The following is a 14,978-nucleotide window of genomic DNA, read 5'->3' on the forward strand; positions in this document are numbered from 1 at the left end:
CCGTCCTGCTAGAAACGAACCACGAGTCCGTAAACGCCGCCCGAAAGCTTATCCCTTAATGACCAAACCCCGGCATGAATTAAGAAAGCAGTTGCAAACTGTTTAATACACAAGCGTTTCGGCTTTTCTTAGTGCCATTCACCCTAGTCCCTTGTTGCCCGTAAAGCGGCAGCGCACAAACTGCACTCCGCTAGACACCTGTTGCACCTCGTTAGTTCCTACATTTCCATCAAGGGTCTTGCACCCCGCCGCATGATGACCAGCCAGCCATTCACCGCCACGCCAGTTGTTGTTTATGAACTGACAGTCTAGCCACTCGCCGTCGAACCAGTGACCACCACCACCACCAGTGACACCGTTCTGCTCAAATATACTGTCCTTGACCGTAAAATTTTTGGCATACAACAAGGACAGCCCCTGGTAGTTGTTCTGCCGGAATTTGCAGTTGTCGATCAGGATGTTGCTCGGAAAGAGTGCAGGATTGGGTGGAGTGCCTACGGGCGACCAGAACCCAAGCGCTGAACCTTTGTAGCTAGCCGCGTGTTGAAATACGAGTCCGCGGAAAACCAAGTTACTTTTTCCAACAACAAAAAACAAATCGTTTGAATCCAGACCTCGCACAGATGCCTCAATCCGTGTGCTGGAGGAAAGAGTCATGCCGGCTGGTGGCTGAAAAATAATTTTGTTCGCAACCTCGTCCACATAGAATTTGTCCGGACTTAGTTCACTGGAGGACAGCACTTGCAGCAGACGGTTGCCGTCGATGAACACCATCTCGCGGCGGCGGTTGTACTCCGTCGTGTAGCTGTCAAAGGCGAAAATCTCTTGGCCTAGTCCCCAGTAGTACACCCAAGGCAGCGAGAACTTTCCCGTTCCCTCACTGCTTATTCTGCTAGCCGCTGGTTCCGACGAAGAATAGCGATACTGGTTCGAACCAGAAATCACCGCTTTACCGATGTTTTTAGCCTCGAAAATGACGATAGTGGAAGCTCTAGCTGAACCGAGATCCAGCTTATAATAGTCACGATAGTCGCCGTCCAGCAGAATAATCTTGGTGTTCTGCGTCCCGATTAGCGAGAGCGCCTTGGTAAGCGTTACTGGTGTGCTTTCGGTGGTACCCGAATTACCGTCGTTGCCGCCGTTAAGCAGGGGTGCGGCATACAGCGTCTGCGTTACTGAGGACTCGTCGATACTTGCAATAATATTTTCGGTGTTTGATTGCGCTTGTGCCGGACTAATTATGTCATAACCATTAGTCATTTTGCGGAGCAGTGGGATACTCACTGTCCCAGCAACAAAACCACCTGCTGCTTTTATAATTTGACGACGAGAGAAATTGTAGGACATTTTTAACTCCTATTTCAGATTAACGCTCTTCTGTCACGGGTGGTTCGCTCATTTGGTTAAGCAGTTTCTCAAAAAATCTCGAAATTGTTTCTCCAAAAGCTATTAAGTGATCGGGTATCAGGTTACTAGCTATCAAATACTTAGCCGCAAGTCTACTATGCTTTCACCCCAAAACTCAACTTTTTTGCAGAAAGTTAAAAATATTACAAAACTTTGTATTCTTCATTTTCAAACTACTGCACTTGCTACCCTTCCCAATCCACCAACACCCCATCCACGCAAGCAATTCCCCATTGCGGAAACTTCGCCAATAGTTTTTTGATCACAATCTGCAAAGCCGGGTCATCATTCCAACACTCCTGCAAAAAGTCAAACCCCGGATTCTGCCCCGAATTCGCCGCAACTTTGAGCTTCTGCATCCGCTCCGGTCGCGCATTTGACCTCGCTACAATCGCCTCATGCGACCATTTTTCAGCACTGGTGACAGGTGCGGCGGAACTTTCACCTTCATCAACTGCTTTGACTTCTACACCTGAAACCGAGTTTTCAACTAATAACACATTAAGAATCGCACCAAGATTAGTTGCGGAATATGGTGGTAATCAAAATGATTGGGTAAAGAAAACAAGTTTTACTTATAAAGGAGTCAAAGGTATACATATTGAGACTCACTGGTATGAGACCCTTATGACTGGTCAAAAAATTGAACCCAAAAGTATTATCAATCCTAATGTTAGGAATTATTAAATGGAAAGAGTAAAAACAAAAATTATCGAACTTGCAACCAAAATGATTAAGCAAGAAATAGATTTATTAGATGGATGTCGTATATTAGTGCAGCTTCAAGGTGAATTAAAAGAGTCACCTGAATCATTCTTTGTATTAAGAGGAATAGATTCTGAAACAGATATTTTTCCTATTTCCGAAGCGGAGAAAAAACAATGCAATCCAGAAGCATTGTCAAGATTAGACAAAGAAAAAAATGAATATATTCTTTTAGTAAAAGAGGAAATACTAGAAGCTTGTAGAAAAATAATAACTACCCTTAACACCAATTTGTAAGGATTTTTATTGATTTGTATGTTGATGGGGAAGTAATTTCTACCACTGGGGAACATCCTTTATGGACACCTGATAAGGGTTGGGTGGAAGCCGAAGACCTGCAAGTAGGGTCGTTGTTGCAAACTGAAAATGGTAGGGTTCTTGATGTTGATAGGGTTGAGAAGCGGGAAGGGCAGTTTGAGGTTTATAACTTTAGGGTTGAAGGTATTCCAACCTATTTTGTTTCGGATTTGGGAATTTAAGTTCATAATATTTGTAGATTTGATGGGACTAAACCTACATATCATGTTAATCCAGCCTATGTTCCAGTCCCCAAATTTAATCCTAAGAAAACTCCACTACCAGACGAGGCTAAAGAAGTTTTTAAGAAAGCTGTTCCAGACCCACCTACAGAGCCAAGAAATTGGTACGGAGTAAACAAAGAAGGGGCAATTTATAGATTCGGTTATGCAAATGATGGGACTGCTCACTTTAGTGGTAGAAGTGATGTTGGCGATGGGATAAGAAATATTAATGATTATGCGAAGAAACCTTTAGGAGTCAAAAAATGACTATTTTTGGAGATAAATCGATATTTGCTATTGAATCTCAAGTATCACGTGTACTTGATGAACGAGTATATATTCATTTCCAGGTATGGGTTGGGGGAAAGCCTATAGGTGACTATGAAGATGAAATCATGTTATACAGTTGTATTAGTTATTTATCAGACTTTTTAAAGTTTACTGGTAATAGATATGAGCCTGATTTACATAAAAAGTCTAAAGAAGAAGTTTTTCAGATAATTTTTGATTCAGTCGTTTACACACTTCCAGCCGGGAAAACTTGGAATGAAATATTTGCAAATTATAATCCTTCTAATGAAGATACTCAACCGCCTTACGAGGATATTCAGAGACGCTTCCATTTAGATTCATTTGGTATGTCTTCTTTCTCAGATAAATTTAATCTAATTCTTGTTGAGAGCAAAAGTGGAAAGCAAAGGCTTATATGGAGAGCTATTTCTGATATGGAATTACACGAGCAGATTTTAGAACCCAAAAGTTTTGAGGCTATAGCCAATCAATTTTTATTATGGGCAGAATCTCAAATAAGGTTGGAAGCTGACTAACTAAAATTCTCTCGATTTCGTAGCTATTTTTTACAGTAGTAGAATCGCAATAAAAAGCACCCCATCTGTCGCCACCAATCCTCCACTACGGAAACTTCGCCAGCAATTTCTTGATCACAATCTGCAAAGCAGAGTCATCATTCCAGCATTCCTCCAATCCTCCAAGAAGTCAGACCCTGGATTCTGCCCCGAATTCGCCGCAACTTTCAGTTTCTGATACGCTCTGGTCGCACATTTGACCTTGCGATGATCGCCTCATGTGACCATTTTTCAGGATTTGGCACAGGCGGCGCGGAACAAGTGCTTTCAGAGCAGTATCTTACTTGTCTCATCAGTGCTTGACGGAACAATAGTCAAAGCAGACTCATCTGCTCAACAATACGTGTTTCTGCACGGGATGGCTTTAACTCTTCTGTTGCTAGCTGCTCCACTGGGGCTAAAACCTCTGATTGAGTATTTCTAACCAAAACCCACGAAGGCATCTTGATATCTTGCTGATTATTCTTACCTCTTGCCTTGGCAGCCATAGCCACTGACGGAATTAGGCGCTCACGGTAAAACTTCTCCTGCAACCCGGATAATACAGCAAGCACACCCAACTCTGACCACACACCTAAGTCTTCTCCATTGAGGGTAACTTGGTAGTATCCGCACTCTAAGCGATCGCACTTTACACGATATCCCAACTCATGACATTTCTCGATCAGACTCAATACTTGGGGTGGATATGTTGTAGGGAGTATGATTTTTTGTCCACAATTTGTGGACATTTTCTCCTTAGTAACAGTTCCTAACCCAACTTCCCCGCCCCAAAGTTTAGGCAGATACGCTTGAATAACTTCACGTCCAACTTGATGCCGATGGCAGAAATCGCCAGTTTTTTCGTAGCAGCACAATGTCATGTCATGTGAGTTTTGCTGCTGTTTTGCAACCCAAATATCAATCAGCTGCTGCCTACAAAGCAAAATTTCGTGGAATTGGCGGGTGTATTCTTGTTCAGCATTAGTATCTGACGCTGAAGACTTCCACCATTTCAGTAGCTCTGGCGTTGGAGCAAATAAAGGTAAATGTTTGCCTTCAAAGCCTTTTGGAGGATATAGAGAGATGGAGACGGCTTCACCTCTGATTTTTCCTGCATAGTAAGAGGTAAAAATAGTCACTCCTTTTTCTCCTCATTAACTACCTCTTGACATATAAGCTGGTGGAAACTATATTCACCCGGAATATCTTGAAAAGGAGGCAGAAGGCAGGAGGCAGAGGGCAGAAGGAAAGAATTTGGTGGGGGATTCAGACCCCCGCCAAATAAGCGCCACTGAATCAAAGATTGCAGTAGGGGATTCAAACCCAAGACCTGTCTGGTCGCGGCAGTAAATAAATGACAGTTTTCTTTCTGCCTCCTGCCCTCTGCCTCCTGCCTTTCTTGTTGACAATTCCAAGTTTGTAAGTATTTGTTCTGCTTGTAGTATTTCATAAGACACTCTGGTATTGAGTTTGCTGCTTAAAAGTCAACCCATTTGATATCAACCACTCGCCCTGACACAATCACGAGTTCGCATTGATTAGCAGGATCGCAGGCCCAATCAATTGCGGTTTGCCTCAATACGTCACTGCCACAATTAAGATATTTCCTCATGTCTTGTAGTACAGCTTCTTCATCTAAAACTGGAGGCTGAACTATAACGGCGATCGCAGTCAACTTTTTAGAAGAGACAAGGGGCAGAGAGCTATTTTCTGGAGAAGTGTGGGAGGCAATATCTCCCCACCCTCCCACCTCTTCCTCTGCTCCCCGCACAGGAGCTTTTTCACTTAACTGCTCTACTTTCTCAACTTTCAAAGCCTCGATAGCTGTCTTTGCCGTTTCTAGAACGGATGCAACAGGTGATCTTTTGCGACTTGGCACAGCGTGAGGTGTGAAGTTCGCCCAAAATTCCCTGTCTGACTGTTTTGGTGTATTCAAATAAGCCCCAGGATTAATACAACCAAATTCATCTTTGGGCGGCTCTTGAGAAATCAGAGTAGGCAAGGCATAGTCTGCTACTTGCTCTACCATTTTGGTTAACGTGGGTGTTTGTGTTATACGTACTTCTTGAGGTAATGGTGTTGCTGCTCTAGCTTGAAGCGCTATCTGTTCCTCATCTTGGGTGGTGTCTAGCCCGTTATGCTTGCGGGTTTGGATGTTGACAACGCGATGGATGAAAGTCGATTGATACCATTCCCACTCAATCGCTAAGTTAGTGGGTTCATTGCGGAAGTGTTTCAGTACCTTGGCTTTGTTTGCGTGCAAGTCGCCGCCATACTCCTTCATCCACCGAGTAGCGAGGGCGGTTTGAAATTCTGCATCAAGCTTGCCTTCTTCATTACGCCACGGACCATCTGGTAGCCAATCCCAAATCACATCGTTGGGCTTTTTGCGTTGATTTTTTAAAAATGGGTCGGGCTGTGGCGGCGGAACATTTACCTTCATGAGAGACTGACTTGTTGGTTGCGTAGTCTCGGATTTTTTTGGCAACAAAGTGGAGAAACTTGAATTGGGTTCTTCTTTGACTTGAAATCCAAATTCTCTTTTTTCTTTTCTTTCTTGTGAGTCAATATCAGTTTGAGAGGGATTAAGGGAGAGATCCCTTAAAGGGACATCCTTAATTGGTAATTCCTTAATGGTAATTCCTTCGTCTACCATTTCAGGTAGGGGTACTCCTACCGTTTCAGGTACCACTACCTCTGCCTGATTTGGTACCACACCCTTACCTGATTTGGTACCACTACCCCTACCTAATTTGGTACTACCTGATTTACCACCAGTGATTTGTTGTCTGATTTTTTCTAGATGTTTTGATGCCATCCATTGCGAATGATGTGTGATTTCATAAATTGTGGTTTTCCCTTTTCGTTCTTGGGCTATTTTGATAAACCTAGCCGCAATTAAGATTTGTAGGGTTTTCCTGACAGTCTTTTCATTCATTAAACAGATTGCTGCCATGTTAGGAATTGACTCAAAACATCCGTCTTTGCCTGCTCGTCTAACTATGTGCCCATATAAACGATATTCTTGAGGATTAAGCCCATAGTCGTCTAGAAACGATGGAACGACTATTGCAAAATCACTGCGATTGCTTACAACAGAATTACTCATTTTCCCCTCTATGTCTTGTTCTCATCCTTTATTGGGTTTTGAGCATGAAAATATTGACGGTGCGGACTTGACACTCGACCGATTTAGAACCCTGAACTATTTGTGAATATGCTTCCTTAAAAACTACTTCGCACCTTGTTTAGTGCCGAGCGATCGCTTTATCTTTTGAATTGGTGGAAAAGACTTGATCTAAAATACTTTCAGGGTATAAACCCACATAGCCGAACCTTGGGTCATGTATCTGTTCTACTTCTACCCCCTGCTTGCGGCATAACGCGCTAGCTTTCTTTCCCTTGCTGCCGGCTTGTGAGAGTGATATCTCAAGTCCTCGAAGTTTAGCAAAACCCATAACGCTGTACTTGTGACCACATGGGCTATTAAACCGATCTTGCTCAACTTCAACCGCTTTTAGTCTTGCCAGTACTTCGTTTTGACGGCGTTCTTGTTCCAATAGCCTTTGCTCTTGTTCTGCCATCTGTTGGGCGAGTGCAGCAAGGATTTGAATCTGGGTCATTGCTGGTTGCGGGATATTTGAAGCTTTAGCGATACGCTCACATTCCAAGAAATATTTGCGAACGACCTTGCCTTGCTCAGTACCCGCCATCATACCAAGAGACTTAAAGCAGTCAACTGATAGCATGACTAATTGGCTAGGACGACCACCAGTAGAGGTTTTTAACCCTTTGGCTAAGAAGTCTATACCTTCTTCAAAATTGCTTTTTAGCTTTTTTTCAGCTTTTTGCTTCGTAGAATATCCCAGCCAAACCCAGGCATCATCTAAGTCTACCGGAAATATTTCCTGAGATTGGTAAATTGTCAATGCCAATTGCTGGCTAAATGATAAATTAGACATGACTATTCCTCTGTTTTAGCGGTTTAGTTATTAAAGCGATCGCGTTGCTTGGCGGCGGGCGATCGCTTCACGCTGCTATATCTTCAGTTACCTCTTCATCAGTTTCAGGAAGTTGGTGTTTTGTTGTAGCGATTCGCTTACTTAGTTTCTGTTGATTTTTTTCCGCCATATCTGCATCGTTATCTGGGATATAAATCAGTAAGTCTCCAGGTTGACAATCAAGAAATTGACAAATATCGTTTAGCCGCTCAGGTGACATCCGAGGCATGGTATCAGTTTTCCGTAACCTGTAAACAGAAGTTTCGGTGATGCCGATACCTTCGGCCAGGTCTTTATTTCTGACTCTTTTTTGGGCCATGATTTCATTCAGCTTCCAGCGAATCACTCTTTTATCCATCGTCATTACTCCACAATCCTAATATTCATAGTGGAAAAACGATTAATCTTCTTTTAGCGTCTACAGCTTAATTATACACAAGACGACTATTAAAATAATTGGCACTACTAAAAATATTCGTGAGATGTTGACAAAAATATACGGCTCACGTATATTTATAAATATAAGGGTAACGGCAAGCAAACCGCCTGCACCCGAACGCAAAAAGGGTTTGCACTATCTGAACCTTGACAGCAATCCAGAGTGACGGCTTGAGGAGCAACCGAGGCACTGGCACAACAAGAGTTGGCGAAGGGTACACAGCCGGAAATGGATATTGCACTGAATAAGAAATTACCAGCAGGACGACGGACGGCAGTTGAAGCGTTTTAAGTCATACACGTCACCTGATACGTTGTATCTCCTGTTTCTTCGGTATCACTCAAGTGCCACTGGCTTTGAGTCGCAAATATATGGCTACGCCAAATCTTTTTGAGAGCGTTGTGTTAAACCACAACGTTGTTTGCACACATAACAAAAGCGATCGCTCGGTCTGGACAACTTCTGCGATCGCTTTTTATCCAACTGAATGGAGATCAATATTATGACTTACGAAACACTAACACAGCAAGCAATTCCTAGTTCTTCTCGTGATGAGCAAGCCCTAGCCCAAGCAGAAATATACAGCCACATCGAATCCCAAGCCGAAGCTGTAGCCCCAACCCAAGACCCCCTGACATCTCGTGACCGTCGCATCATCGGCGAGATTATCGAAGTCCAACCCGAATCAGTGCGTACAATCTGGATCGAAGGCGGGATTACGGTATGGGTTCAGTTCGTGGAAGGCGGACGACTGCCATTTGATAGGGACTGGTTCGCTACAAGAGTTGCAGAAGTTAAAGCAACATTACCAAAAACGCCACGGGAACAGAACGAACGCCTGAGCAATGAATTGGAAAAAGCCTGCACTGTTTTTGGTCTGTACCACGGTGAGATTGACTGGCTATCATTTAGCACCAAACTCTACCAAGACGGGCGTTTTGTCGGCTTCGTCTGGTGTAATCAAGAAGCGTGGTACGCAAGACCAAGACAGTACGGACTCAATCGTGTGGCTCCGAGTGCAGAACAAGTGATTGCGTTGTTGGGAGTCCGAGCGGTAATAGCGGCTTAGTTGCTGCAAGTGAGAAAGGCGATTGCACACCAAAAGAATCGCAATCGCCAACGAGTTTAGTCTCGAATAAACACAATCATGACACAAAATACAGCAAGTAACACTGCACTTCTTGATCCGGGTTTAGGTGACTGCCTAGAGAAAATTCTCTTACCTCCAACCGACCCCAACGCAGAGGTCAGACCAATTCGCAATTCGCAAGTCGCAATTATTTTAACTGCGAATTGCGAACTGGTAATTGCAAATTGTTTTTTGATGAGGCGATGCGGTTGCTGTCATTGTTAGAGGAGAGCGATCGCACTTGGGCTATCCAATATTTACTTTCTCGCTTTGCTAAGTCTGGTGGTACATTAATTATCGTATTACATGGCTCTAAGCTAACAAGCGTAGTAGGTAAAGCTACGGCTGGGCTGGCAGATACCTTTAAGCAATCGGTTAACTTTATTGGCTGTGTAGCTGTTGCGGTCAGCGCTGGTGGTCTACGCAAAATGAATGTTGCTAGTGGAGAATATTTCAAAGCCAACCCTAACAACTTTGGAGAATCTGTTAGTGGCGGCAATCTGGGCATAATTCCCGAATGGCTGAAGACCCATTTACACCCAGGCAATGGGCAACCAGATCCAGCCAGAACATTACTTCAGTTCTTTCCTGAATTGATTCAAGAGCATGAAAGGGCAGTCATACCTAAAGGGGAGAAGATTGCACCATCAAACGCAGTTAATCATCTGGAGTCCATTTTTTCAAAGCCTTATCAAGAAGTAGAATTTCTGGAACTAGAAGAAAATAGTATTTCTGAGGCTGATTTAGAACAGATTGTGGCAATTGTTGCGGCTACTGCTAGTCCTCCAGCTTCTTTTGCAGCTATCAGAAACAGCCGCAAGTGGGGTGAAGAGAAAAAGAGTGTTCTTTACTTGAGGAATGCCTTGTCACAATTGATTAACACTAACCGATTGTGCGGAAATGAAAAAGATGGTTTTAGCGTTATTAACGTTAACCAGTAATATTCGTCACACTTCTGGTTGAGTTCTGGTTGAGTTCTGGTTGAGTTCTGGTCGAGTTCTGGTCGAGTTCTGGTATTCTTACAGATGGTAAATAGAGTCTTTTTATTTCTCCAGTAAAATTTAATCTTTTAGAAACGCTTACCAGGAAAAACTACGTCCTTGCTCTTGATACTGTTTCAACATTTTTTGCACAAAAGCTTTACCAACACCAAAGTTTACAGTTAACTTTCTAACTGAAATATTTCCTGAGTGATAAGCATTGACTACTTTTTCTCTGAGAGCGACGGAATATGGTTTCATAATAATAGTTTATCTATTTTGCACTATTGTACTTCACGTTACTGGAAAGTGCTGTATGAGGCAATGAAATACTATAATCTTGCTAGCAATAGCTTTAAGTATTTAGGCGGATGTTACGATATTTTTATGAGGAATTTTAACAGTAAATGTAGTTCCAATTCCTACTTTACTTTCTAAATAAATTTCTCCATTGTGTCGTTCTACACATTTTTTAACAACTGCTAGACCTAGTCCAGTACCAACAATATTATTCACATTTTGACCTCGATAGAAAGGCTCATAAATCTTTTCTTGTTCTGTTGTTGGAATACCTATTCCCTGATCTATTACTTGAAAAAGTAAAGCCTCTGCTTCTGAGTTTAAAACCAAGTATATCTTACTTTCAGGAGATGAGTACTTAATAGCATTTAAAAGTAAGTTACTGAGGATGGAATACAGCAGTTTTTCATCTAGACTAGCTCGAAAACACTGCCCATGATTTCTAAACTCTATTAAATGTGAAATTGTACCAAAAAGTTGTAAATCTTCTACTAGATTTAAGCAGAAATTTTCTAGATTAATTAATCGAGGTTTGTAATCCAACTTCCCCGCTTCCGATCTTGTTAAGGTCAGTATATCTGTCAGCAGATGATTCATTAATTTGGCTGAAGACTGAATCCGATAAAGATTTTTTAACTGTATCTCATCCACCACTTCTTCAAGAATCTCTTGCAATAATTGAGATGATAGCAAAATGATGCTTAAAGGTGTACGAAATTCATGAGAAATCATCGAAAACAAGCGGATTTTTAATTCTCCAAATTCTTTCTCTTGCGCTAGTGAAAATTCTAAAGACTCAATCTTTTCACGTTTTATCCATTGCTGATCAAGAATAATACATAAACTAAGAATTACTGTAAGACTTAAAATAGTACCCAGGATTTCCATTAGGATTCTCAAGTGAATGCTGTTCTCAGATTCTTCTAGAGAACTTTGTAAATAGCGCTGTTCTTCAGCTTCAATATCTGCTATTATACGCAAGATTTCTTGCCGAAGCTTAACACTACGAGTAGTAATATTAATTTGTGCTTCTAATACTGTTTTATCTTTTTGATAAAGTTCTATTGATTGCTTCAAAAGCATTAATCTTTCATTAACTAACGAGTTCATTTGTGTAAAGTTCTGTTGTTGCTTCAAACTAGGATGTATTTGTTCTTTTAACAGTCTGAGTTGAGATTGTATATTTACTATGTCATTTTGATAACGCTTTAAATCTTGTTTATTTCCCAAAAATATGTATCCTCGTCGTGCTGATTCTGCCGACGTCATTGCCGCAGAAAAATTTGTTAAAGTATTGAGTGTCTGATAAGTACTCTGCACCTTATTAGCACCCTGTTGGATTTCAATTGTATTCTTAAAAGAAGCGAAAGTAACTATTCCCATAAGCAATAAAGTTAAAGCAAAACCTCCAGCAATCCATTTTCGTTGGGGAAACCATTTGATTAATTGCCACATCATAAAGTTAAGAGCTTCTCTAAAAAAGTAAAAAATTGAATATTATAGTTGAAGCATACGTGATAAATTTAAACTAATATCTACCTGCTGCGAAACAGAGGAATAAATTATGCGAATTCTTGTAGTTGAAGATGATATTCAACTGGCAGAGGTACTCACAGAAGCTTTAAGTAGACGGCAGTATGTAGTAGATGTCGCTAAAGATGGAGAAGCAGCTTGGAATTCAGCAGAATTATTTAAGTACGACTTGGTGGTATTGGATGTAACCTTACCAAGGCTAGATGGCATCCGGTTTTGTCAAAGGTTGCGTACTGCTAGCACTACTAATCCAGTATATCGAAACACTAGCGCCCCAGTGCTGATGTTGACAGCTCGTGATACTGTAGCTGATAAAATTGCTGGTTTCGACGCAGGAGCAGATGATTATGTTGCTAAACCATTTGATTTAGAAGAGTTAATGGCTCGTATACGTGCCTTACTCAGACGTGGTAATTCTGCAAGCACAATAAATTTATCTTGGGAGAAATTACACCTAAATCTCAGTACTTACGAGGCTACTTATGATTCTTATCCTTTGACATTAACACTAAAAGAATATGCTATTTTAGAACTGCTAGTTGCCAATGGCAGACGCGTATTAAGCCGTTCTAGCATTATTGAGCAGATTTGGTCAGTAGATGATTCTCCAGTAGAGGAGACTGTTCGGTCTCATATTAGATGTCTTCGACAAAAGCTCAGAGCTTTAGGTGCGCCAGAAAATTTTATTGAAACGGTTCATGGATTGGGCTATCGTCTCAAAAATAAATAATCTTTCTCTAGAAATATAACGTTTTATCATAGTATTTTTTCATACTTGTTAAACTGATATAAACAGTAAGAGTATATTAATCTTACATAATTTATTATATAAATTTATTGTCCTTTTTTATCTACACAAATTCTACACAAATTCTACACAGTAATTATATACATAGGTTGTACATTGATTAATTGTACATAGAAGAGAAAGCTAAAACACTAATCAATGAGTAGGGATAATAAGAGTAAGATAAAATTGCAAGATTCGTATAGTGGATGGTTAATTGAATTAATTCCGTTGTCTGAAGGTTACATATTTAAGTGTTGGACACCAGATGAGCAAATAGGGATTAGCAATAATCATGTTTATCCTCGACTGTATCAGGCTCTCATAGCAGCTAGGAAAAGGGTGAAACTAGAATCTGCAAGTTTAATCATCATCGACTTCCTAAATGAATATTATAAAAAGTGCAATCTTAGTCCTCAAGAATATAAATATCTAATAAATTCCATTTTGGACTTTACTACCTCAACAAGTAAACCTGAAAATTGAAACTTTTAAATTTAGCAAATAAAACTTTTGGTTATTATTACGATTTCTAGAGGAGAATTAGACTATTGAATATTTAAGCAATTATACAGGATGCATAAGACTACACTTTTTTCATTAAATGGAGTTAAAACTTTTCATGAATATTAACAGCAAAAGCTATGGTCGTGGCAGTGGTAGATTTTATATAGTGGATTGAATCTCTCATTATCTAGATTCCAACTACATCTATCAACCTTAAACCAACTGTATTAATATATAGCTCCAGGCTTTAGCTTGTGGGCTTAAACTTATTTAAAATAGGCTAAAACTACATAATAGCTAAATTTTAATATCTTGTTGTAGCTCTTGTTTACTATCTACCCAAAATCTGCACATTACTTATATATATAAGTTCTATTCTTATGTTTAGATGTTGTAAATACAAACTCAAGATTTTTATAATTAAGTGAAATCATCAAATTCATTTTTGCATATCATACGTTAGTTACTTAGCTTCTCAGTAAAACGGAAAAGTCTAACATGGAATATGCAATTAATAAGAGAACTCCAATAAATCATTCAATTTCATACTCATCAACACGGCTTTTTCTTCTGCTAATACCAAATTATTGTGAAGCTGCATAAAACTGTATAAGGCTAGAATGCTTCTTACTAAGCAAACTTTTTAGCCTTTTTATTCTATGCAACTTCATACAAAATTGGTATAAGAGCTTGCAAGGCTGAAATACTACTAAAATTTTGACTGTAAACAGACTAATACCAAATTATTGTGAAGCTGCATGAAACTATAGAAAGCTGGAATGATTGCCAAGCATAGTTTCTAGCCTTTTGATTCTATGCAACTTTATACAAAATTGGTATAACCCTCTTCTGTCACTTTCCGAGTATTCTGAATAAAAGAATCAAAAGAAAAAACTCTGAAAGGTAAGCAGGGCAATGGATGTAGAATTACAAATCCTAAAACATTTGGCGAGAGACGCTCACCCAACAGTTGCGATCGTAGATGAATATTGTGCAGAGTATAAAGACTTATTTAAAGAAGTAAGGAATTATGAGTGCTTCAAATATTTACACATGGGGATAATATCAACGATAAAACGAAAATCGTTACCAGAGATAGCAAAGGTAGTGAGCATAAATTCGGCACAGTCACTACACCATTTTTTAGCAAATTCAGATTGGTCAGTAAATAAATTAAAGCAACGAAGATTAAATAGGTTAAAGAAACAATTAGATGGTCGGGCAATTACATTAGTAATAGATGAAACAGGAGATAGGAAAAAAGGTAAAAAGACTGATGATGTAGCTAGACAATATTTAGGAAGTGTAGGAAAAATAGATAATGGAATAGTTTCAGTCAATGCTTATGGAGTTTGCGCTAATATAACTTTTCCATTAATCGTCAAAGTATTTAAACCAAAAGGGACATTAAAGGAGTCAGATAAATATAAAACTAAAATAGAGTTAGCATCAGAGATAATTACTGAATTAATCGAATCAGGCTTTAATATCGAATTAGTACTAGCAGATAGTTTATATGGTGAAAGTAGCCAATTTATTAGAAAACTAGCTGAATATAAATTAGGTTATGTCGTAGCGATAAGAAGTAATCATGGAGTCTGGTTGCCAGCAGGACAGAGGGTTAGGGCGAATAAGTGGTGTAAATTTGAGAGAACATTTAGCAATCAGAAATCAGAAATTAGATACATTAGGGAAATAATTTATGGTAAAAAAAGAGCCATAACTTACTGGGAAATAACTACTGACCCAGAAACTATGCCA

At 40.0% G+C, this 14,978-nt stretch carries 17 protein-coding genes; 7 read left to right on the top strand and 10 right to left on the bottom strand.

What is annotated here, in order from left to right; genetic code table 11:
- Positions 1-138: 138 nt before the first annotated feature.
- Positions 139-1,347 (bottom strand): hypothetical protein, encoded by a 1,209-nt coding sequence (locus tag H6G26_RS31840; protein ID WP_190734700.1) that lies wholly within the window; start codon positions 1,345-1,347, stop codon positions 139-141.
- 245 nt (positions 1,348-1,592) lie between these two features.
- Positions 1,593-1,907 (bottom strand): hypothetical protein, encoded by a 315-nt coding sequence (locus H6G26_RS31845; RefSeq protein ID WP_190734729.1) that lies wholly within the window; start codon positions 1,905-1,907, stop codon positions 1,593-1,595.
- 187 nt (positions 1,908-2,094) lie between these two features.
- On the opposite strand from H6G26_RS31845, the gene H6G26_RS31850 reads away from it, so the two are divergent.
- The 3 genes from H6G26_RS31850 (at position 2,095) to H6G26_RS31860 (ending at position 3,520) form a co-directional block, all read left to right on the top strand.
- Positions 2,095-2,409 (top strand): DUF2489 domain-containing protein, encoded by a 315-nt coding sequence (locus H6G26_RS31850; protein ID WP_190734702.1) that lies wholly within the window; start codon positions 2,095-2,097, stop codon positions 2,407-2,409.
- A 14-nt stretch (positions 2,410-2,423) separates the two neighbouring features.
- Positions 2,424-2,651: a polymorphic toxin-type HINT domain-containing protein gene (locus tag H6G26_RS31855; protein WP_199327178.1), complete on the top strand. Its 228-nt coding sequence runs from the start codon at positions 2,424-2,426 to the stop codon at positions 2,649-2,651.
- A gap of 305 nt (positions 2,652-2,956) precedes the next feature.
- Positions 2,957-3,520 (top strand): Imm42 family immunity protein, encoded by a 564-nt coding sequence (locus tag H6G26_RS31860; protein ID WP_190734704.1) that lies wholly within the window; start codon positions 2,957-2,959, stop codon positions 3,518-3,520.
- Positions 3,521-3,873: 353 nt separating this feature from the next.
- Here the strand turns inward: H6G26_RS31860 and H6G26_RS31865 are convergent, their stop codons facing one another.
- The 6 genes from H6G26_RS31865 to H6G26_RS43960 form a co-directional block, all read right to left on the bottom strand.
- Entirely contained in the window at positions 3,874-4,680 is an 807-nt protein-coding gene (locus H6G26_RS31865; protein ID WP_190734706.1) for a hypothetical protein, read from the bottom strand.
- Positions 4,677-4,991 (bottom strand): hypothetical protein, encoded by a 315-nt coding sequence (locus H6G26_RS31870; protein ID WP_190734708.1) that lies wholly within the window; start codon positions 4,989-4,991, stop codon positions 4,677-4,679. Before H6G26_RS31870 ends, H6G26_RS31865 begins: the two co-directional genes overlap by 4 nt.
- Positions 4,992-5,018: 27 nt before the next feature.
- The gene (locus tag H6G26_RS43065) at positions 5,019-6,650 is read right to left on the bottom strand and encodes a helix-turn-helix domain-containing protein (RefSeq protein WP_242054006.1); all 1,632 of its coding nucleotides are present in this window, start codon (positions 6,648-6,650) and stop codon (positions 5,019-5,021) included.
- Between the two features lie 139 nt (positions 6,651-6,789).
- Positions 6,790-7,503, bottom strand: coding sequence for a hypothetical protein (locus tag H6G26_RS31880; protein WP_199327179.1), 714 nt, complete (start codon positions 7,501-7,503; stop codon positions 6,790-6,792).
- 67 nt (positions 7,504-7,570) lie between these two features.
- Positions 7,571-7,900, bottom strand: a complete 330-nt coding sequence (locus H6G26_RS31885; RefSeq protein WP_242054007.1) for a helix-turn-helix transcriptional regulator — start codon at positions 7,898-7,900, stop codon at positions 7,571-7,573.
- Positions 7,901-8,356: 456 nt separating this feature from the next.
- On the bottom strand, positions 8,357-8,479 hold the full coding sequence (locus H6G26_RS43960) for a hypothetical protein (protein ID WP_277883936.1): 123 nt from the start codon (positions 8,477-8,479) through the stop codon (positions 8,357-8,359).
- Between the two features lie 4 nt (positions 8,480-8,483).
- Between H6G26_RS43960 and H6G26_RS31890 the strand changes: the two genes are divergently transcribed.
- On the top strand, positions 8,484-9,050 hold the full coding sequence (locus H6G26_RS31890; RefSeq protein WP_190734712.1) for a hypothetical protein: 567 nt from the start codon (positions 8,484-8,486) through the stop codon (positions 9,048-9,050).
- A gap of 245 nt (positions 9,051-9,295) precedes the next feature.
- Positions 9,296-10,051 (top strand): hypothetical protein, encoded by a 756-nt coding sequence (locus H6G26_RS31895; protein ID WP_190734714.1) that lies wholly within the window; start codon positions 9,296-9,298, stop codon positions 10,049-10,051.
- A gap of 138 nt (positions 10,052-10,189) precedes the next feature.
- Here the strand turns inward: H6G26_RS31895 and H6G26_RS31900 are convergent, their stop codons facing one another.
- Positions 10,190-10,351 carry a hypothetical protein gene (locus H6G26_RS31900; RefSeq protein ID WP_190734717.1) on the bottom strand — a complete coding sequence of 54 codons (162 nt, stop codon included), beginning with the start codon at positions 10,349-10,351 and terminating at the stop codon, positions 10,190-10,192.
- 102 nt (positions 10,352-10,453) lie between these two features.
- Positions 10,454-11,848, bottom strand: coding sequence for an ATP-binding protein (locus tag H6G26_RS31905; protein ID WP_242054008.1), 1,395 nt, complete (start codon positions 11,846-11,848; stop codon positions 10,454-10,456).
- A gap of 106 nt (positions 11,849-11,954) precedes the next feature.
- Between H6G26_RS31905 and H6G26_RS31910 the strand changes: the two genes are divergently transcribed.
- Complete coding sequence (locus H6G26_RS31910) at positions 11,955-12,653, top strand: response regulator transcription factor (RefSeq protein WP_190734719.1); 699 nt, start codon at positions 11,955-11,957, stop codon at positions 12,651-12,653.
- 1,479 nt (positions 12,654-14,132) lie between these two features.
- A partial coding sequence (locus H6G26_RS31915) for an IS701 family transposase (RefSeq protein ID WP_190734721.1) occupies positions 14,133-14,978 on the top strand: 846 nt, incomplete at its 3' end.

It is taken from the genome of Nostoc sp. FACHB-888, from assembly GCF_014696655.1.
Taxonomy (GTDB): domain Bacteria; phylum Cyanobacteriota; class Cyanobacteriia; order Cyanobacteriales; family Nostocaceae; genus Nostoc.

What these genes read in the sequence shown, in the direction of transcription:
- H6G26_RS31840 (WP_190734700.1), bottom strand. Translation starts at nt 1,347, where the DNA reads ATGTCCTACAATTTCTCTCGTCGTCAAATTATAAAAGCAGCAGGTGGT.
- H6G26_RS31850 (WP_190734702.1), top strand. Translation starts at nt 2,095, where the DNA reads ATGGAAAGAGTAAAAACAAAAATTATCGAACTTGCAACCAAAATGATT.
- H6G26_RS31860 (WP_190734704.1), top strand. Translation starts at nt 2,957, where the DNA reads ATGACTATTTTTGGAGATAAATCGATATTTGCTATTGAATCTCAAGTA.
- H6G26_RS31870 (WP_190734708.1), bottom strand. Translation starts at nt 4,991, where the DNA reads ATGAAATACTACAAGCAGAACAAATACTTACAAACTTGGAATTGTCAA.
- H6G26_RS43065 (WP_242054006.1), bottom strand. Translation starts at nt 6,650, where the DNA reads ATGAGTAATTCTGTTGTAAGCAATCGCAGTGATTTTGCAATAGTCGTT.
- H6G26_RS31880 (WP_199327179.1), bottom strand. Translation starts at nt 7,503, where the DNA reads ATGTCTAATTTATCATTTAGCCAGCAATTGGCATTGACAATTTACCAA.
- H6G26_RS31885 (WP_242054007.1), bottom strand. Translation starts at nt 7,900, where the DNA reads ATGGATAAAAGAGTGATTCGCTGGAAGCTGAATGAAATCATGGCCCAA.
- H6G26_RS31890 (WP_190734712.1), top strand. Translation starts at nt 8,484, where the DNA reads ATGACTTACGAAACACTAACACAGCAAGCAATTCCTAGTTCTTCTCGT.
- H6G26_RS31900 (WP_190734717.1), bottom strand. Translation starts at nt 10,351, where the DNA reads ATGAAACCATATTCCGTCGCTCTCAGAGAAAAAGTAGTCAATGCTTAT.
- H6G26_RS31905 (WP_242054008.1), bottom strand. Translation starts at nt 11,848, where the DNA reads ATGATGTGGCAATTAATCAAATGGTTTCCCCAACGAAAATGGATTGCT.
- H6G26_RS31910 (WP_190734719.1), top strand. Translation starts at nt 11,955, where the DNA reads ATGCGAATTCTTGTAGTTGAAGATGATATTCAACTGGCAGAGGTACTC.